The 19,140-nt window shown below is 66.6% G+C and carries 17 protein-coding genes; 8 read left to right on the top strand and 9 right to left on the bottom strand.

Features of this window, described 5'->3' with window-relative positions; translation table 11 throughout:
• The first annotated feature begins 151 nt into the window (after positions 1–151).
• Positions 152–808 (top strand): orotate phosphoribosyltransferase, encoded by a 657-nt coding sequence (gene pyrE / locus AM586_RS18955; RefSeq protein ID WP_047827021.1) that lies wholly within the window; start codon positions 152–154, stop codon positions 806–808.
• 65 nt (positions 809–873) lie between these two features.
• On the opposite strand, the gene gatB is transcribed toward pyrE, so the two are convergent.
• The 3 genes from gatB to gatC all read right to left on the bottom strand — a co-directional run bounded on the left by gatB (position 874) and on the right by gatC (position 4,209).
• Complete coding sequence (gene gatB / locus AM586_RS18960; RefSeq protein WP_047827022.1) at positions 874–2,334, bottom strand: Asp-tRNA(Asn)/Glu-tRNA(Gln) amidotransferase subunit GatB; 1,461 nt, start codon at positions 2,332–2,334, stop codon at positions 874–876.
• A gap of 12 nt (positions 2,335–2,346) precedes the next feature.
• Positions 2,347–3,822, bottom strand: coding sequence for an Asp-tRNA(Asn)/Glu-tRNA(Gln) amidotransferase subunit GatA (gene gatA, locus AM586_RS18965; RefSeq protein WP_047827023.1), 1,476 nt, complete (start codon positions 3,820–3,822; stop codon positions 2,347–2,349).
• An 87-nt stretch (positions 3,823–3,909) separates the two neighbouring features.
• Positions 3,910–4,209 carry an Asp-tRNA(Asn)/Glu-tRNA(Gln) amidotransferase subunit GatC gene (gene gatC / locus AM586_RS18970; protein WP_047827024.1) on the bottom strand — a complete coding sequence of 100 codons (300 nt, stop codon included), beginning with the start codon at positions 4,207–4,209 and terminating at the stop codon, positions 3,910–3,912.
• Positions 4,210–4,540: 331 nt separating this feature from the next.
• On the opposite strand from gatC, the gene AM586_RS18975 reads away from it, so the two are divergent.
• From AM586_RS18975 to AM586_RS19000, 6 genes are all read left to right on the top strand, one after another.
• Positions 4,541–5,584, top strand: coding sequence for a rod shape-determining protein (locus AM586_RS18975; protein ID WP_047827025.1), 1,044 nt, complete (start codon positions 4,541–4,543; stop codon positions 5,582–5,584).
• A gap of 127 nt (positions 5,585–5,711) precedes the next feature.
• Positions 5,712–6,920, top strand: coding sequence for a rod shape-determining protein MreC (gene mreC, locus AM586_RS18980; RefSeq protein WP_060566690.1), 1,209 nt, complete (start codon positions 5,712–5,714; stop codon positions 6,918–6,920).
• Positions 6,920–7,435 (top strand): rod shape-determining protein MreD, encoded by a 516-nt coding sequence (mreD, locus tag AM586_RS18985; RefSeq protein ID WP_047827027.1) that lies wholly within the window; start codon positions 6,920–6,922, stop codon positions 7,433–7,435. The genes mreC and mreD overlap by 1 nt, the downstream gene beginning before the upstream one ends.
• Before the next feature lie 162 nt (positions 7,436–7,597).
• On the top strand, positions 7,598–9,574 hold the full coding sequence (gene mrdA / locus AM586_RS18990; RefSeq protein WP_047827028.1) for a penicillin-binding protein 2: 1,977 nt from the start codon (positions 7,598–7,600) through the stop codon (positions 9,572–9,574).
• Positions 9,575–9,577: 3 nt separating this feature from the next.
• A complete protein-coding gene (gene rodA / locus AM586_RS18995) occupies positions 9,578–10,696 on the top strand; it encodes a rod shape-determining protein RodA (protein WP_047827029.1) in 1,119 nt (372 codons plus the stop codon).
• A 151-nt stretch (positions 10,697–10,847) separates the two neighbouring features.
• Complete coding sequence (locus tag AM586_RS19000; RefSeq protein WP_229411301.1) at positions 10,848–11,762, top strand: septal ring lytic transglycosylase RlpA family protein; 915 nt, start codon at positions 10,848–10,850, stop codon at positions 11,760–11,762.
• Between the two features lie 52 nt (positions 11,763–11,814).
• Here AM586_RS19000 and AM586_RS19005 read toward each other — a convergent pair whose 3' ends face one another.
• Genes AM586_RS19005 through argS form a run of 6 tightly spaced genes read right to left on the bottom strand, consistent with a single transcriptional unit; the run spans position 11,815 to position 17,344 of the window.
• Positions 11,815–12,555: an SPOR domain-containing protein gene (locus AM586_RS19005; protein WP_047827031.1), complete on the bottom strand. Its 741-nt coding sequence runs from the start codon at positions 12,553–12,555 to the stop codon at positions 11,815–11,817.
• Positions 12,556–12,564: 9 nt separating this feature from the next.
• On the bottom strand, positions 12,565–13,305 hold the full coding sequence (locus AM586_RS19010; protein ID WP_047827044.1) for a type III pantothenate kinase: 741 nt from the start codon (positions 13,303–13,305) through the stop codon (positions 12,565–12,567).
• Between the two features lie 15 nt (positions 13,306–13,320).
• Positions 13,321–14,085, bottom strand: coding sequence for a biotin--[acetyl-CoA-carboxylase] ligase (locus AM586_RS19015; RefSeq protein ID WP_047827032.1), 765 nt, complete (start codon positions 14,083–14,085; stop codon positions 13,321–13,323).
• The gene (locus AM586_RS19020; RefSeq protein ID WP_047827033.1) at positions 14,082–14,864 is read right to left on the bottom strand and encodes an SDR family oxidoreductase; all 783 of its coding nucleotides are present in this window, start codon (positions 14,862–14,864) and stop codon (positions 14,082–14,084) included. Before AM586_RS19020 ends, AM586_RS19015 begins: the two co-directional genes overlap by 4 nt.
• A gap of 3 nt (positions 14,865–14,867) precedes the next feature.
• On the bottom strand, positions 14,868–15,599 hold the full coding sequence (locus AM586_RS19025) for an SPOR domain-containing protein (protein ID WP_047827034.1): 732 nt from the start codon (positions 15,597–15,599) through the stop codon (positions 14,868–14,870).
• A 32-nt stretch (positions 15,600–15,631) separates the two neighbouring features.
• Positions 15,632–17,344 (bottom strand): arginine--tRNA ligase, encoded by a 1,713-nt coding sequence (argS, locus tag AM586_RS19030; protein WP_047827045.1) that lies wholly within the window; start codon positions 17,342–17,344, stop codon positions 15,632–15,634.
• Between the two features lie 171 nt (positions 17,345–17,515).
• Between argS and rsmB the strand changes: the two genes are divergently transcribed.
• Positions 17,516–19,117: a 16S rRNA (cytosine(967)-C(5))-methyltransferase RsmB gene (gene rsmB, locus AM586_RS19035; RefSeq protein ID WP_082439403.1), complete on the top strand. Its 1,602-nt coding sequence runs from the start codon at positions 17,516–17,518 to the stop codon at positions 19,115–19,117.
• Positions 19,118–19,140: the final 23 nt, after the last annotated feature.

Below are 19,140 nucleotides of genomic sequence, written 5' to 3' on the forward strand. Positions count from 1 at the left end.
AAGGATAAGAGTGTAACGCGTTTTGACCTATATCAACATGTTCCTCATCGACCGGCACCTGGTCAAGCCCGTCAATCCCGCCCCGGTGGTGCAGCTGGCGGCAACCGGCGGTTAGAATAGCGGCTTTACAGACCAGATCAGGGGTAGTTCCGTGGACAATCTGCGCCAGCAGTTCATTGCGTTTTCCGTCGAAGCCGAAGTGTTGAAGTTCGGCCAGTTCCTCACCAAGGCCGGCCGCCAGTCGCCGTATTTCTTCAACGCCGGCCTGTTCCACGACGGCGCCACGCTGGGCAAGCTGGCCCAGTTCTACGCCCAGACCCTGCTCGATTCGGGCATTGAATTCGACATGCTGTTCGGCCCGGCCTACAAGGGCATCACGCTGGCGTCCGCCACCGCGGTGGCGCTGGCGGCGAAGGGCCGCGACACCTCCTTCGCCTACAACCGCAAGGAAGCCAAGGACCACGGCGAGGGCGGCACCATTGTCGGCGCCCAGCTCAAGGGCAAGGTCGTGATCATCGACGACGTGATCTCGGCCGGCACCTCGGTGCGCGAATCGGTGCAGATGATCCGCGCCGCCGGCGCCGAGCCGGCCGCGGTGCTGATCGCGCTGGACCGCATGGAACGCGGCGGCAAGGACGGCGTGCTGTCGCCGCTGTCGGCGGTGCAGGAAGTCAGCCAGAACTACGGCATTCCGGTGATCTCGATCGCCAACCTGTCCGACCTGTTCGCCTACCTGTCGGCCGATCCTTCGATGGCGCAGCACAAGGATGCGGTGGCGGCGTATCGCGCGCAGTACGGGGTGGCGTGATCCGGCCGCGGCCGGCATGAAAAAACCGGGGACAAGCCCCGGTTTTTTGTTGGCGGCATTCGGCTTCAGGCCGCCAGTTTCTTCTTCAGCAGCTCCGTCACCTGGGCCGGATTGGCCTTGCCCTTCGAGGCCTTCATGCACTGGCCGATCAGGGCGTTGATCGCCGCTTCCTTGCCGGCGCGGTACTGCTCGACCGATTTCGCATTGTTGGCCAGGACCTCGTCCACGATCGCTTCGATCGCGCCGGTGTCCGAGATCTGCTTCAGGCCTTCGCGCTCGATGATGGCGTCGGCCAGGTGCTCGTCGCCCGATTTGGCTTCCCACATCAGGCTGAACACCTTCTTGCCGGCGTTGTTCGAAATCGTGCCGTCGGCGATGCGCTTGAGCAGCAGGGCCAGTTGCGAGGCCTCGACCGGCGAGTCGATGATGTCGACGCCTTCGCGGTTCAGGGCCGAGGACACGTCGCCCATCAGCCAGTTGGCGGCGGCCTTGGCGTTTTCCTTGCCGGCCTTGGCCACCACGGCTTCATAGTAGGTGGCCATGCCCTGCGAGCCGGTCAGGATCAGGGCGTCGTACTCCGGCAGGCCGTAGTCGCTGGTGAAGCGGTCGCGCATCGCGCCCGGCAGTTCCGGCATGTCGGCCTTGATGCGCTCGATCCAGTCCTGCGAGATCGTCAAGGGCGGCAGGTCCGGGTCCGGGAAGTAGCGGTAATCCTGCGCGTCTTCCTTGGTGCGCATCGAGCGGGTTTCTTTCTTGTCCGGGTCCCACAGGCGGGTCGCCTGGATCACCTTGCCGCCGTCTTCGATCAGCTCGATCTGGCGCCGCACTTCGTAGTGGATCGCCTCTTCCATGAAGCGGAAGGAGTTCAGGTTCTTGATCTCGCAGCGGGTGCCGAATTCCTTCTGGCCGACCGGGCGCACCGAGACGTTGACGTCGCAGCGGAAGGAGCCTTCCTGCATGTTGCCGTCGCAGACGCCCAGCCACATCACCAGCGAGTGCAGGGCCTTGGCGTAGGCCACCGCCTCATTCGCGCTGCGCATCTCCGGCTCGGAGACGATCTCGAGCAGCGGCGTGCCGGCGCGGTTCAGGTCGATGCCGCTCATGCCATGGTAATCCTCGTGCAGCGATTTGCCGGCATCCTCTTCCAGGTGGGCGCGGGTCAGGTTGATGGTGCTGGTGACCATCTTGCCGTCCTTCTCGTAGGCGAAGGTGAGGGTGCCGCCCTGGACCACCGGATCTTCGAACTGGCTGATCTGGTAGCCCTTCGGCAGGTCGGGGTAGAAGTAGTTCTTGCGCGCGAACACGGAGCGCGGCGCGATCTTCGCGCCGACCGCCAGGCCGAAGCGGATCGCGCGTTCGACCGCGCCGCGGTTCAGCACCGGCAGCACGCCCGGCAGCGCCAGGTCGACCGGGCTGGCCTGGGTGTTCGGCTCGGCGCCGAACTGGATCGAGCTGCCGCTGAAGATTTTCGAATTGGTCGTGAGCTGGACGTGGTTCTCAAGACCGATGACGACTTCCCATTGCATGTTCTGTTCTCCTTAGACGCCGTCGGGTGTGCGGGTGTGCCAGTCGGTGGCTTGCTGGTACTGGTGCGCGATGTTCAGCAGCCTGGCTTCGCTGAAATAGTTACCGATGATTTGCAGGCCGACCGGACGCTTGGCGTTTTTCTCGCCCTGGCCGAAACCGACCGGGATCGACATGCCGGGCAGGCCCGCCAGGCTGGTCGACAGGGTGAAGATGTCGGCCAGGTAATTGGCGACCGGGTCGTCCGATTTGGCGCCCAGGTCCCAGGCCACGGTCGGGGCCACCGGGCCCATGATGACGTCGCACTTGTCCTTGAACGCGGCCTGGAAGTCGTCGGCGATCAGGCGGCGGATCTTCTGCGCCTGCACGTAGTAGGCGTCGTAGTAGCCGTGGCACAGCACGTAGGTGCCGACCATGATGCGGCGCTGGACTTCCTTGCCGAAGCCTTCCGCACGCGTTTTCTTGTACATGTCCTGCAGGTCCTTGTACTCCTGCGTGCGGTAGCCGTAGCGGACGCCGTCGAAGCGCGACAGGTTGCTCGATGCCTCCGCGGGGGCAATGATGTAGTAGACCGGGATCGACAGCGAGGTCTTCGGCAGCGAGATCTCGACCAGGGTCGCGCCCAGCTTGACGAACTGGTCCAGCGCGGCGCGCACGGCCTGCTCGACGTCCGCGGCCAGGCCTTCGCCGAAGTACTCTTTCGGTACGCCGATCCGCAGTCCATTCAAGGGCTGGTTCAACTGGCGGGTAAAGTCCTCGCGCGCATTGCCCTGTTCGGCGGTGAGGCTGGTCGAGTCGCGCTCGTCGAAGCCCACCATCTCGTTCAACAGCAGGGCGCAGTCCTCGGCGGTGCGCGCCATCGGGCCGCCCTGGTCGAGCGAGGAGGCGAAGGCGATCATGCCGAAGCGCGACACGCGGCCGTAGGTCGGCTTGATGCCGGTGATGCCGCAGAAGGCGGCCGGCTGGCGGATCGAGCCGCCGGTGTCGGTGCCGGTCGCGGCCGGCGCCAGGCGCGCGGCGATCGCGGCGGCCGAGCCGCCCGAGGAGCCGCCCGGCACCGCCAGGGTATCCCAGGGATTCTGGACCGCGCCGAAGCTCGAGTTCTCGTTGGCCGAGCCCATCGCGAACTCGTCGCAGTTCAGCTTGCCCAGCGTGACCATGCCGGCATCCAGAAACTTCGTGACCACGGTCGCATCGAACGGGCTGACGTAGTTACCCAGCATCTTCGAAGCGGCGGTCGAGCGCCAGCCTTTGGTGACGAAGATGTCCTTGTGCGCGATCGGGATGCCGGTCAGCGGGCCGGCCGAACCTTCGGCGAAGCGCGCGTCGGCGGCCTGGGCCTGGGCCAGCGACAGCTCGGCGTCGACGTGCAGGAAGGCGTTGTGCTGGCTCGCGGCGATGCGGTCCAGGTAGTGGCGGGTCAGCTCGGTCGCCGAGATCTGTTTCGAATGCAGGAGCGTCGACAGTTCTTTGATGGTTTTGTTGTGCATAATTTTACTCCCCAAATGGGCTTGAAGAACCGTAGCGAGCATCGCAAACCGAAAATGCAACGCGCAGCAGGTTATTCGATGCCCAGTTTATTCGATGACTTTCGGGACCAGGTAAAGGCCGTCCTGGGTTTTCGGCGCCGGCGCCTGGTAGTCGGCGCGGCGGTTTTCCTCGGTCACCACGTCCTCGCGCAAGCGCAGCGGCAGGGCGAGCACGGCCGCCAGCGGCTGCGACAGCGGCTCGACGCCGGTGGTGTCGACGGCCTGCATCTGCTCCGCCAGGGCGAAGATGCCGTTCAGTTCATTCAGGGCGATCTCGGCATGGGCTTCGTCCATGTCGAGCTGGGCCAGGTTGGCAATCCGTTTTACGTCTGAGAGAGTCAGGGACATGGCTTGTAGCGCGGATCAGGCCGCGAGCAAAGATGGTTGTGCGAATAATGAAATTTGGTTAACGGCTTGCTATAGCTGATAAATGCTTGCTAATGCCGTCGATCTCGCAGGCTGATATAGGTGTGTTTCCACCCGTTTTTCAGCGTTTAAACGACAAATTATAAGGTAGAATGGCGGGCTAATGCGTTCTTCGGCGCCGAAAGCAGGCGGACCGCGCATGAAAGCCCGCGGTGCGGATTCATCAATCGCGGCGAGGATTCCCCGATTAATGTTTGGGATCCCGGTCACCGGGGTCCGCTTTAGGCGCACTACGATGCGCATCAGGACACACATGTTTGGTTTTGTTACGCAGTTATTTTCGAACGATCTGGCGATCGACCTGGGTACCGCAAATACCCTGATCTACGTCCGCGGCCAGGGCATCGTCCTGGATGAGCCGTCGGTGGTCGCGATCCGCCAGGAAGGCGGGCCGAACGGCAAGAAGACGATCCAGGCGGTCGGCAAGGAAGCGAAGCAGATGCTGGGCAAGGTGCCGGGCAACATCGAAGCGATCCGTCCGATGAAGGATGGCGTGATCGCCGACTTCACCGTCACCGAGCAGATGCTGAAGCAGTTCATCCGCATGGTGCACGACTCGAAATTCCTGCGCCCGTCGCCGCGCATCATCATCTGCGTTCCCTGCGGTTCGACCCAGGTCGAGCGCCGTGCGATCCGTGAATCCGCGCTGGGCGCCGGCGCCCGCCAGGTCTACCTGATCGAAGAGCCGATGGCGGCCGCGATCGGCGCCGGCCTGCCGGTATCGGAAGCGACCGGTTCGATGGTCGTCGACATCGGCGGCGGCACCACCGAAGTCGGCATCATCTCGCTGGGCGGCATGGTCTACAAGGGCTCGGTGCGCGTGGGCGGCGACAAGTTCGACGAGGCGATCGTCAACTACATCCGCCGCAACTACGGCATGCTGATCGGCGAGCAGACCGCCGAGTCGATCAAGAAAGCCATCGGTTCGGCCTTCCCGGGTTCCGAAGTCAAGGAAATGGAAGTCAAGGGCCGCAACCTGTCGGAAGGCATTCCGCGTTCCTTCACGATCTCGAGCAACGAGATCCTGGAAGCCCTGACCGACCCGCTGAACAACATCGTCTCGGCCGTCAAGAACGCGCTCGAGATGGCCCCGCCCGAGCTGGGCGCCGACATCGCCGAGAAGGGCATGATGCTGACCGGCGGCGGCGCGCTGCTGCGCGACCTCGACCGCCTGTTGATGGAAGAAACCGGCCTGCCGGTGCTGGTCGCGGAAGACCCGCTGACCTGCGTGGTGCGCGGTTCGGGCATGGCGCTCGAGCGCATGGACAAGCTGGGCTCGATCTTCTCCTACGAATGATCGGCTCCTGACGCGGACAGGCGACGCGCTTGCGCGTGGCCTGTCCGCGTTTTCTGCATTCGTCATGGTAGTGTGTCTTCACGTCGGCGCCCGGCCTCTCTGACGGCCGCCCTCATTATTGGAAGTCATGGAATACAGTCCTCCGCCGCTCTTCAAGCAAGGCGCTCCCGCCAGGGTCAAGGTGACGGTGTTCGCTCTCGTCTCGATCGCACTGCTTGTCGTCGACGCGCGGTTTCATGCGCTCACCGCGGTGCGCCAGGTCGCGGCCACGGTCCTTTATCCTTTCCAGATGGTCGCCCTGATGCCGCGCGATGCGATGAGCAACATGGGCAGCTATTTCTCCTCGATCTCCGCCTTGCAGAAGGAAGTCCGCGACCTGAAGAGCCAGCAGGTGGCAATGGCCCAGGCCATGCAGCAGGCCCAGCTCCAGATGGCCGAGAACGGGCACCTGCGCAAGCTGATGGATGCGCGCGAACATCTGCCGGTGCGTTCGATGATGAGCGAGATCCTGTACGATGCGCGCGACCCGTCGACCCGCCGCGTGGTGCTCGACCGCGGCATGCGCAGCGGCGTCAAGCTCGGCCTGCCCGTGATCGATAACGCCGGCGTGGTCGGCCAGGTCACGCGCGTGTTCCCGTTCACCGCCGAAGTCACGCTGCTGACCGACAAGGAGCAGGCGATTCCGGTGCAGGTGCTGAGGAACGGCCTGCGCAGCGTCGCCTATGGCCGCGGCCAGTCCGGCATGCTGGACCTGCGCTTCGTGGCGCCGAACGCCGACATCCAGGTCGGCGACGTGCTGGTCACCTCCGGCCTGGACGGCATGTACCCGGCCGGCCTGGCGGTGGCCAAGGTCGTCCAGGTGGAAAGCGTGGCCCAGGGCGCCTTCGGACGCGTGGTGTGCCAGCCGCTGGCCGGCATCGACCGCCACCGCCAGCTGCTGATCGTGATGTCCGACGAGCCGGCGCAGCCGCGCCCGCCGGCGGAAGCCCCGAAGAGCAACGGCAACAACACCTCGCGCCGCAACCTGCCGAAGATGGAACCGATCCCGCTGCCGCCGCTGGCGCCGCAACCGCTGCCGCCGGCCCAGCAGCCGGCCGCCGCCGCCAACGGCGTCCCGGCAGCCGCCGGCACGCAGCCGGCCACGACACCGGCTACGACACCGGCTGCAGCGCCGGCAACTGCCGCGCCGGCTCCGAACCGTAAGGCCGCGCCGGCGCGCGCCACGCCGCCCACGACCACGACCGGCGCCGCGCCGGCCGCCCCGCGTAACCCGGCCGCCGGGGCGCCCGCCGCCGCACGTCAGCCGGCTGCGGCCCGGACCGGGGAGGGCGCATAATGCCGAACCGTCCGCACTACATCCTGCTGCCGGTCAGCCCGCTGTTCATCGCCTTCAGCCTGATCTGCGCCTTCATGCTCAACCTGATGCCCTGGGGACGCTGGGTCGGCGCGCCGGATTTCGTGGCGCTGGTGTTGGTCTTCTGGGGTATCCACCAGCCGCGCAAGGTCGGCATCGGCATCGCCTTCTCGATGGGCCTGCTGATGGACGTGCACGACGCCACGCTGCTCGGCGAGAACGCGCTGGCCTACACGCTGCTGTCCTACCTGGCGATCATGATTCACCGCCGCGTGCTGTGGTTCCCGCTGGTGACGCAGGCGATGCACGTGTTCCCGCTGCTCTTGATGACGCAGGCGATCCAGGTGATGGTGCGCTTCGCCGTCACCGGACGCTTCCCGGGCTGGCTGCACTTCATCGAGAGCGTGATCGCGGTGGCCCTGTGGCCGGCCATCACCTGGCTGCTGCTGGCGCCGCAACGGCGTGCGGTCGACAAGGACCATACCCGTCCAATCTGATGAGGACCTCGCAAACCTGCTGTGCGTTGCAGATTCGGCCTGCGATGCTCCGCTACGGCGGACCGGCCGTACCGTAAATACGGCTGCGCTTCTCGGCCGAATCTGCGGCCGCTCGCGACGGTTTTCGAGGCCCCCGATACGTTTCGTATGAATCATTTTTGAATGACAGAGATTAAAGACAACGATCGCGAGATCCACCATTTCCGCATGCGCCTCTCGGCGCTGGTGGTGCTGGTGTTCATCTGCTTCGGCCTGCTGGTGGCCCGCTTCGTGTGGCTGCAGGTGGTCAAGCACAACCAGTACATGGCGCAGGCCGAGGACAACCGCATCGCCCTGGTGCCGATCGTGCCCAACCGCGGCCTGATCCTCGACCGCAACGGCGTGGTCCTGGCCAGCAACTACTCGGCCTACACGCTCGAGATCACGCCCTCCAAGCTGGAAGCCAACCTCGACTCCGTGATCGACGAGCTGGCCAAGCTGGTGACGATCGAGCCCAAGGATCGCAAGCGCTTCAAGCGCCTGCTGGAAGAGTCGAAGAACTTCGCCAGCGTGCCGATCCGCACCCGCCTGACCGACGACGAGGTCGCGCGCTTCACCGCGCAGCGCTTCCGCTTCCCCGGCGTCGAGGTGCAGGCGCGCCTGTTCCGCCAGTACCCGCTGGGCGAGATCGCCTCGCACGTGCTGGGCTTCATCGGCCGCATCAACCAGCGCGAAGCCAAGGCGATCGAGGACAGCGAGGATGCCGCCAACTACAATGGCACCGACCACATCGGCAAGGAAGGCCTGGAGAAGAGCTACGAACACCAGCTGCATGGCCAGACCGGCTATGAGGAAGTCGAGCGCTCGGCCGGCGGCCGCGCGATCCGCACGCTGTCGCGTACGGCGCCGGTGCCGGGCTCGAACCTGATCCTGTCGATCGACATCGAGCTGCAGAAGGTGATCGAGGAAGCCTTCGGCGACTTCCGCGGCGCACTGGTCGCGATCGAACCCGAGACCGGCGACGTGCTGGCCTACGTGTCGCGGCCGGGCTTCGACCCCAACCTGTTCGTCGACGGCATCGACAGCCAGAGCTGGAACGAACTGAATACCTCGCTCGACCGCCCGCTGATGAACCGTCCGCTGTCCGGCACCTATCCGCCCGGCTCGACCTTCAAGCCCTTCATGGCCCTGGCGGCGCTGGAGATGGGCAAGCGCCGTCCGGAGCAGGGCATCAGCGATCCGGGCTTCTTCATGCTCGGCGGCCACCGCTTCAACGACGACAAGCCCGGCGGCCACGGCTACATCGACATGTACCGTTCGATCGTGATGTCCTGCGACACCTATTACTACCAGCTCGGCAACGACATGGGCATCGATGCGATCAGCGGCTTCATGAAGCAGTTCGGTTTCGGCTCGCCGACCGGAATCGACCTCGAGCACGAAAAAGCGGGTGTGCTGCCTTCGCAGGAATGGAAGCGCGAGCGCTTCAAGCGCAACCGCGCAGCCCAGAAATGGGTCGGCGGCGACACGATCTCGATCAGCATCGGCCAGGGCTTCAACAGCTACACCATGCTGCAGCTGGCGCATGCGGTGGCGACCCTGGCGAACAACGGCGTGATCATGAAGCCGCACCTGGTCAAGATCCTGGAGGACGGCGGTACCAAGCAGCGCACCCTGACCGTGCCGAAGGAATCCGGCCGCATCCCGCTGAAGCAGGAAAACATCGAGATCATCAAGCACGCCATGGTGGGCGTGACGCAGGACCAGAGCGGCACCGGCTTCCGGGCCTTCCAGAACGCCGGCTACATCGCCGGCGGCAAGACCGGCACCGCCCAGGTGGTCGGCCTGAAGGGCGCCAAGTACAACCATAACGTCACGCCGGAACGCCTGCGCGACAACGCGCTGTTCACGGCCTTCGCGCCGGCCGACAAGCCGCGGATCGCGATCGCGATGGTGGTCGAGAACGCCGGCTTCGGCGCCAGCTATGCCGCGCCGATCGCGCGCAAGGCGCTCGACTACTACCTGCTGGGCAAGCGTCCGGGCGACAAGGCCAAGCCGGCGGTACCGAAGGAAGACCTGGCGGTTCCCGAAGAATCCTTCGGCCCTAACGCCGGCCTGCCCAAGCCGCCGGGCGGTGAAACCCCTGGCAACAAGGAGTAAGCGATGCCAGCACATATTCCCGAGCGGCGCTCGCTGAGCCGGCGCCTCAAACCCTATCTCCTGGTGTTCGACGGCCCGCTGGCCTTGATCCTGTTCCTGCTGTTCTCGGTCGGCACACTGACCATGAGCTCGGCCGGCCACGACTTCCCGGGCCGCATGGAAGGGCAGATGCGCAACATCCTGCTGTCCTTCACCGTGATGTGGATCGCCGCCAATATTCCGCCGCAGATGCTGCTGCGGCTGGCCGTGCCGATCTATACCTTCGGCGTCACGCTGCTGGTCGCGGTGGCGCTGTTCGGCACCATCAAGAAGGGCGCGCGGCGCTGGCTGCACGTGGGCGTCGACATCCAGCCGTCCGAGATCCTCAAGATCGCCACGCCGCTGATGCTGGCCTGGTATTTCCAGAGCCGCGCCGGCTTCATGCGATGGCAGAACTTCATCGTCGCCGCGGTCCTGCTGCTGGTCCCCTTCGGCCTGATCGCCAAGCAGCCCGACCTCGGCACCGCGCTGCTGGTGGGCGCTTCCGGCTTCTATGTGATCTTCCTGGCCGGCCTGTCGTGGAAGGCCCTGCTGGCCCTGTTCGCGAGCGGTTGCGCGGCCCTGCCGGTGGCATGGTCGATGATGCACGACTACCAGCGCGATCGCGTGATGACACTGATCGATCCGACCTCGGACCCGCTGGGCAAGGGCTTCCACATCATCCAGTCGACCATCGCGATCGGTTCCGGCGGCGTGAGCGGCAAGGGCTACATGCACGGCACCCAGGCCTATCTCGAATTCATCCCCGAACGCACCACCGACTTCATCTTTTCGGTGTATTCGGAAGAATTCGGCCTGATCGGTAACTTGGTGTTACTGTTCTTGTATCTTCTGCTCATCGGGCGCAGCATGATGATCGCTGCGAATGCCCCGAATCTGTTCACACGCCTGCTGGCGGGCGCGGTCTCGATGATGTTCTTTACTTATTGTTTCATTAACATGGGTATGGTCAGCGGGATCCTTCCCGTGGTCGGAGTTCCACTTCCTTTCATGAGCTATGGCGGAACTGCGTTGACTACTTTGGGGCTCTGCAGTGGTATATTGATGAGTATTCAAAGACACCGCAAACTGGTGCAGACCTGACATGAAAGAGAACGCAACGACCGTTCGCGCAGTACGAGGCCGGTGTTTGCCAGCGGTCATTGCGTTAGCATCTGCAACGCTGATCACCGGCTGCAGTACGACCGAGAATGGCGAACACAAGAGCCTGATTCCGCTGCCCTGGAAACACAAGGTGGCAACCCGGAACGGCAAGATCGATACCGACCTCCCCAGGTTGCCCGCAGCCGGTTCCGGCCGCGGGGGCTATTACCAGGACGACGGCCCCGGCGACAATCCGCCGGCCGGCTTGCGCGACATGCCCGATGCGGTCGTCAAGTACGAACCGTACGCCAAGTTCGCCAACAAGCCATACTCGGTATTCGGCCAGACCTACGTCCCGCTGATCAACGACGAACCCTTCAGCCAGCGCGGCGTGGCCAGCTGGTATGGCGTGAAGTTCCACGGCCAGCGCACCTCGTCGGGCGAGCCCTACGACATGTACAAGATGACGGCCGCGCATCCGACGCTGCCGATCCCGTCCTATGCCCGCATCACCAGCATGGAAACCGGCAAGTCGGTGGTGGTGCGCATCAACGACCGTGGTCCCTTCCATTCGGACCGCATCGTCGACGTCTCGTACACGGCGGCGCTGAAGCTCGGCTTGCTGGGCAAGGGCAGCCACCAGGTCGAGGTCGAGCGCCTGTTCCCGGACGACCCGACCCGCGTCGCGACCGTGCGCCGCGCCGCCACCTCGGCCGCGCAGGCCGCGCCGGCGCCGGCCGAGATCGCGGCCCTGATGCTGGAAGACCGGGTTGCGATGGACAGCGCCGCCGTGGCGCGTCCCGAATCGCCATCGCGGGCGGACGGGAGCACAAGCCTCAAGTCCGGCTACTACCTGCAATTGGGCGCCTACGGCCGCGAGGGCAAGGCGGAAGAGATGAGCGAGGCGCTGAAGAAGTCCGGCGTGTCGCAGGCAATCGACGTGGTGCGCTCGGGATCCGTCAACCGCCTCTACAGCGGTCCTTTCGAGACCCGCGCGATGGCGCAGGAAGCGGCGCGTTCCTTGCCGAAGTCGCTGGGGCTGAAACCGATCGTCGTGCGCCGCTGACGAAGCGTGGGCACCACGTGCCCACGCGTGACGCCGGCACATCGTTAGCCGCTTACCGGCAGTTCTTCGTCTCCGCATCCGACACCGCATCCGCCGCCGCCACGACCCGCTCGCGCGTATCCGCTTCGATATCGCGGAAGCGGTAGACGTAGCGTGTAGCTTGCGGTCCACGCGGCGTGATGCGGGCGGTGTGCACGCCCTGCTTGTTCAGCTGCGCCAGCAGGGTCTGGGCCCCGCTCTCGGTCTTGAACACGCCCAGCGAGATCGCCCACTTCAGCGGCGACTCCCCCTGCATGATGAAGAAATTGGTGAGGCCCAGGTTGCGTAGTTCGCCGGCCTTGCGGTCGGCCGCTTCCTTGCTGCCTTGCGGCGGAATATTCACCAGGTAGCTGGTCACGTCCTGGGCTTGCACGGCCTGGCGGGATTGCCGCTCGCCCAGGTCGAGCGCGGCCAGGCGCGACTCGAAGCGCTTCGCCTCGCCGGCGCTGAAGGTGCCGACATCGATGCAAAGCAGCGGCTTCGCCGGCGCGGCCGCCGGCACCGCCGCTGCGCTTGCCTGTCCGGACGCCGCGGCCGGCGCGCTGGCCGGTTCGGCCGCAGCCGCAGGCGTCGCTACCGCCTTCGCGGCTTCGGCCTGCTCGTTGGTCAGCAGGGTCAGTCTGGCGGCTTCCAGTTGCGGCTTGATGCGCGCGCGCTCTTCTTCGCTCCCCTTGCTGGCGCCGAGGAAGACCTGGGCATAGGCGAACAGGGCGGCGTTCAGGAACAGCAGCGACCAGAAGACGAATCTCAACACGGCGTTTTCCTATGGTGTGGTGGACGCGATGGCGGCCGCATGCAGGCCGACCAGCACGATATTATCCTGCATCCGGTACGGCACCGACAAAGCCGGCGCCACATGGCCGGCCGCACCGCCCGAGACGATGCACAGCTCCGCCGGCAGGCTTGCTACGGCGCGCTCGATGGCGCCCGCCTGGGCCGAGATGCAGCCGGAGCGGATCGCATCCAGCGTGTTGTCGGCGAAGGCCGGGGGCAGGACTGCTTCCGCGCTGGCGGCGGGCAACTGGGCGGTGCCGCGCGCGAGCGACTCCAGCATCAGGCCCAGGCCGGGCAGGATCATCCCGCCCAGGAATTCGCCCTCGCCCGACACGGCGTCCACGGTGGTCGCGGTGCCGCAGGTGGCGACCACCAGGGCCTTGCCGGGCGCCAGCGCGCGTGCGCCCAGTGCGGCGGCGAAGCGGTCCGCGCCCAGCTGGGTCGGGTTGCGGTAGCGGTTGCGCAGCCCGGCCAGCTCGGCCTGGGCCCTGAACCATTCGAGTTTCGCGATCCGCAACCGTAACAGCAGCCGCGCCAGGCGCTCGTGCATGGCGGCGCCGGCCACGTTCGAGACGATCGCGCGCGTGACGCCGTGGCCGGCCCAGGCGGACCGCAGGCTGTCGACTTTGTCATGCAGCACGGCGCCGTGGGCGAGCCAGTCGCCCGGCGCCGCGCCGTCCTGCGCGAGGGCCCACTTGATCCGGGTATTGCCTGCATCGACCAGCAGCATCGTCATGCGCCCACCTCAGCCCTTGATGCGCAGCGAGACGTCGCCGGCGACGATGGCGATGCGGCCGCCTTCCGTATCCAGCAGCAGGCGGCCGGCGTCGTCGACCCCGGCGGCCAGGCCTTCGTGCAGGATCTCGCCGCGGTCGAGGATGGTGACCAGCTGGCCCTGCCAGCCATGCAGCAGGTTCCAGCGCGCGCTGAAGGCGCCGAAGCCGGCCTGGTCGAACAGGCGCAGGGCGTCGGCCAGGCCGTCCAGCAGCGCGGCCAGCAGGGTGTCGCGCTCCATGCGCGCCAGCCAGGGCACGGCGGCCACCGAGCGGCCGATCTGCTGTTCCAGTTCGTCCGGCATGACCAGGTTCAGGCCGATGCCGATCACGGTCCACACGCCGCCGTCAGCGGCGGACGCCGTCTCCACGAGGATGCCGGCCAGCTTGTCGCCATCCTTCAGCACGTCGTTCGGCCACTTCAGCTGTACCGGCTGGCCGAGCCGGCCCAGGGTTTCGGCCAGCGCGGCGCCGACCGCCAGCGGCAGGCCGGTCAGCTTTTGCAGGCCGCCGCCGAATTTCCAGGCCAGCGAAAAGGTGAGGGAGTGGCCGGGGCTCGAAAGCCAGCTGCGTCCGGCGCGCCCGCGTCCCGCGGTCTGGTGCTCGGCGGCCAGCAGCACCGGCGCCGCCAGCGCGGGCGCGCGGGCCAGCAGGTCGGCATTGGTCGAGCCGGTTTCAGGCACCACTTCGACGGCAATGCCGGAAGACGACAGCGACATGATGTGCCCGGCGTTCATGCAGCCTCCTTTCTGGCCTTCTGCGGCGCACGCGCGAATAGCGCATCGAAGACGAAGTTCGGCAGTACGCGCAGCAGGCCGGCGACGAGGCCCATCTGCCAGGGGATCACGCGGAAGCTCGCGCCGGCGCCGATGGCGTCGACGGCGCGGGCCGCGAAGCGCTCGGCCGGCATCAGGAAGGGCATGGGAAATCGGTTATTGCTGGTCATGGGTGTATCGATATAGCCGGGCGCGATGGTCACGACCCGGATGCCGTAGGGGCGCATCTCCAGGCGCAGCGATTCGCAATAGCTGTGCACCGCCGCCTTCGAGGCGCAATAGGCGCCGGCGCCTTTCATGCCCCGGATACCGGCCACGCTGCCGATCGCCACCAGGCGCCGCGCCCCGGGCTGCGCTTTCATCGCGCCGATGAAGGGCGCGAAGGTGGCGATGACGGCGTTCACGTTGGTGGCGAACACGGCGTCGAACAGGGGCAGGTCTTCGGGGCGCTCGGTCAGGGTGCCGTGCGAGATGCCGGCCGAGGCGATCACGACGTCGGCGCCGCCGTTCGCATCGATGAAGTCGCGCGCCGCATCCGCCAGCGCGGCGTGGTCGGTAAGGTCCAGCGCGTAGACACGGTGGCGTTCGGAATGGGGGAGGGTTGCGACCAGGGCCTCGAGCAGGTCGCGCCGGCGCGCCAGAAGGCCGAGCACGGCGCCCCTGGCCGCATACTCGCGCGCCAGTGCGGCGCCGATGCCGCTGGACGCGCCGGTGATGAATACGCGCAGCGGCTGCGCCATGGATCAGCGCTGGTTGCGCACGATGGCGACGTCGACGCCGCTGTCGAGCAGCTTGGCGCGCGCCTTGTTCATCGATTCGACATGGTTGTACGGGCCGATGCGCACGCGGTGCAGCACGCCGCTGTCGCTGGTGCGGTCGCTGATCGCGGCCTCGAAGCCGAGCAGGGCCAGCTTGGCGCGGGTGGCCTCGGCGTCCGACATGTCGCGGAAGGCGCCGGCCTGCAGGTAATAGATGTACTCGCCCGCGGCGGCGGCCGGCGCGGCCGGGCTTGCGGCAGGCGCCGCGGCAGGCACGGCAGCGGCCGTCGCCAGCGGATGGCTGTCACGCGCCGCAGGCGGCTTGGCGGCCGGCTTGGCTTCCATGCTGGCGATCGCCTGGCCCAGCGGATCCGCCGATGCGGCCGGTGCGGCCGGCGCAGCAGGGGCGGCGGCGGGGTCGGCCGGCTTGGCGCTGCGCGCCGCCGCCTTTTCCGTCACTTCCTTGTTCGCTTCGCGCGCGGCGTCGCGGTTGGCGTACATCGGCTTGTTCGGATCCATCGCCTGGCCTGGTGCCGGATCGGCCGGGCGGCCGGACTTGGCGACCTTGTCGGTAAACGGCGAGGCGCCCTTGGTGATCGTCAGGGCCACCGCGACGGCGATGCCGAGGCCGACGATCAGCCCGATGATCAGGCCGGTGAGCGTGCTGCCGCGCTGGCGCGCGACGGCACGGATGGTACGGGAACGGAAAGCGGTCATTGCTTGCTGGGGCGCGTGGTTGAATGAAAGGGTTACATCTTCTCGGGCGCCGAGACGCCGATCAGGGCCAGGCCGTTGCGCAGCACCTGGCGGGTCGCGGTGGCCAGGGCCAGGCGCGCGCGCTTCAGCGCTTCGTCGTCGTCGAGCAGCCATTTGTGCGCGAAGTAGTAGCTGTGCAGCTCGCCGGCCAGTTCGCGCAGGTAGAACGCGACCTGGTGCGGCCCGAGCTCCTGCTGGGCGCGCTGCAGCATCTCCGGATAGGCGGCCAGCTTGGCCAGCAGGCTCGCTTCGTGCGGCTGGGTCAGCGGCGACAGGTCGGCGTCGACGAGATCGGCTTCGTTGCCGCCCCAGTTGGCCAGGGCCGAGCAGATGCGGGCGTGGGCGTACTGCACGTAGTAGACCGGGTTCTCGTCGTTGGTGGCCAGGGCGACGTCGACGTCGAACACGAACTCGGTGTCGGCCTTGCGCGAGATGAGGAAGAAGCGCACGGCGTCGCGGCCGCGCGTGACGTCGCCGTTGCCCGACCATTCGATCAGGTCGCGCACGGTCACGTAGGAGCCGGCGCGCTTGGAGATCTTGACCTCCTCGCCGTTCTTCATCACGGTGACCATCTTGTGCAGCACATAATCAGGATAACCGCGCGGGATACCGATATTTACCGCCTGCAGGCCGGCGCGCACGCGCGCGATGGTGCCGTGGTGGTCGCTGCCCTGGACGTTGATGGCCTGGTCGAAACCGCGCTTGAACTTCTGGATGTGGTAGGCGACGTCCGGCACGAAATAGGTGTAGGTGCCGTCGGACTTGCGCATCACGCGGTCCTTGTCGTCGCCGTAGTCGGTGGTCTTCAGCCACAGGGCGCCGTCCTGCTCGTAGGTGACGCCGGCGTCGACCAGGGCCTGCACCGCGGCTTCGACCTTGCCCTCGGTGTAGAGCGAGGATTCGAGGTAGTAGTTGTCGAACTTGACCCCGAAGGCCTGCAGGTCCTGGTCCTGCTCGTTGCGCAGGTAGGTGACTGCGAAGCGGCGGATCGATTCGATGTCGTTCACGTCGCCGGAGGCGGTGGCCGGCTGGCCGTCGCTGGCCGACACGGTCTTCTTCGCCAGGAAGTCGTCGGCGATGTCCTGGATGTAGTCGCCGTTGTAGGCCGACTCGGGCCACTCGGCGTCGCCCGGCTTGAAGCCGCGCGCGCGCGCCTGCACCGAGGTCGCCAGGGTGGCGATCTGCACGCCGGCGTCGTTGTAGTAGAACTCGCGGGTGACCTTGTGGCCTTGGGCTTCGAACAGCGCGGACATGGAATCGCCCAGCGCGGCCTGGCGGCCGTGGCCGACGTGCAGCGGGCCGGTCGGGTTGGCGGAGACGAATTCGATGATCACATGGTGGCCGTTGCCGGCATCGCTGCGGCCGTAGGCTGCGCCCTGCTGCAGGATGGTGCGCGCCACCGACTGCTTGGCGGCGTCGGCCAGGCGCAGGTTGATGAAGCCGGGACCCGCGATGTCGGCGGCGGCGATCAGGCCTTGCGCCTTCGGATCGGCCTGCAGGGCGGCGACCAGGCGGGTGGCCAGCTCGCGCGGATTGGTCTTCAGCGGCTTGGCCAGCTGCATGGCGATATTGCAGGCGATGTCGCCATGGGTCGGGTCGCGCGGACGCTCCAGCGCGATGTTCGGCGTCAAATCGGTGCCTTCCACGATGGGAGCCAGTGCAGCCTGGAACAGGGCAACGATTTCTTGTTTTTGTTGGGCGAGCATGAATGTGGTCGAAAATGAAATGGTTGGGGCCTGGATGCAGGCAAACATCGGTCATTATACTGGTTTGACGCAACGCGGAATACGTTCCCGGCCATTGCCCCAAAGCTTCGTTTAAGCCTGCGCAACGCTTAACCGCTACAATGTGCGTCTTTATGCATTGACCGATTCGCCATGACTGAAAAGCGCCCGACGCTCACCCTCAAACCCAAGGCCAAGGCCAAGGCCAAGGCCAAGGCCACCCCTGGGGCCGCGCGTCCGGGACAGAACAAGTCCGGCCCCGCACGGCCGCAGGCCAAGGGCGGCCAGGGCAAGGGCGCGCACGACAGCCCGCGCGCCGCGCGCGGTCCGGCGCCGCAGGAACGCCCGGCGCCGGCTTCGATCCCGCAGAGCAGGGCGCCATCGAGCGTCGACGAAGCCCCGCGCCTGCGCCAGAGCCATGAGCTCAAGGTCCCGGCCCAGCTCGATTACCGGCCGGCGCTGAAAACCGATTCGCTCGCCTTTGCGCTGCTCGGCGCGGCCAGCAGCCTGGCCCGCGTGTGGAACGGGACCGCGCTGCCGCAGGCCCTGGCCGAGGTGGTCCAGGCGTATGAGGCGACGCCGCAGGCGCGCGGCGCGATGCAGGACATCGCCTACCGCACGATGCGCCAGCTGGGCCGCAGCGAGACCCTGCTGGCCATGATGACGAGCAAACCGCCGGAACCGCCGATGCTGGCCGCCCTGTTGTGCGCCGCGCTGGCCCTGCTCGATCCGCCGGAAGGCAGCCAGCCGCCTTATGAAGCCTTTACCGTGGTCGACCAGGCGGTCGGCGCGGCCGCCGCGCATCCGGATTTCGCACACGCCAAGGCGATGGTGAACGCGGTGCTGCGCCGCTTCCTGCGCGAGAAGGACGGCCTGCTCGGCGAGGCGCTGGCGCAGCCGCTGGCGCGCTGGAATTATCCGCAGTGGTGGATCGACGCCGTGCGCACCGCCTATCCGCAGCAGTGGCAAGCCATCCTCCAGGCCGGCAACCGCCAGCCGCCGCTGACCCTGCGCGTCAACCTGCGCAAGACCAGCGTCGACGCCTACATGGACACCCTGGCCGCGGCCGGCATCGACGCCTCGCGGGTCGGGCCAAGCGCGCTGCGCCTGGCCCAGGCCATGAACGTGATGCAGATCCCCGGCTTCGAGCAGGGCCTGGCGTCGGTGCAGGACGCCGGCGCCCAGCTGGCCGCACCGCTGCTCGACCTGCGTGACGGCATGCGCGTGCTGGATGCCTGCGCCGCCCCCGGCGGCAAGAGCGGCCACATCCTCGAAACCGCCGACGTCGACCTGACCGCGCTGGACGTCGACAGCCGCCGCCTGGCGCGGGTCGACCAGAACCTGCAGCGCCTGGGCCTGCAGGCGACCGTCAAGACGGGCGCGGCCGAACACGCCGACTGGTGGGACGGCCGCCAGTACGACCGCATCCTGGCCGACGTGCCCTGCACGGCCTCCGGCATCGTGCGGCGCCATCCGGACATCCGCTGGTTGCGCCGCAAGAGCGATACCCACCAACTTGCAACACTTTCTACCAAAATACTCGACAATCTTTGGCAGATGCTGCGGCCCGATGGTAAATTGCTGTTCGTGACATGTTCGCTCTGGCCGCAGGAATCGGAAGCGCAGGCCGCCGCCTTCGCGGCGCGCCATGGTGCGGTCCGTCTCGATGCGCCGGGCCAGCTTCTTCCAACGAGCGGTGCCGGGCAGGATCATGATGGTCTGTTCTATGCCCTGTTCCAGAAGGCCGGGGCGTGAGACTTCCCGATAACACGCTTTTT

This window comes from Massilia sp. WG5 (assembly GCF_001412595.2).
Taxonomy (GTDB): Bacteria; Pseudomonadota; Gammaproteobacteria; order Burkholderiales; family Burkholderiaceae_D; genus Telluria.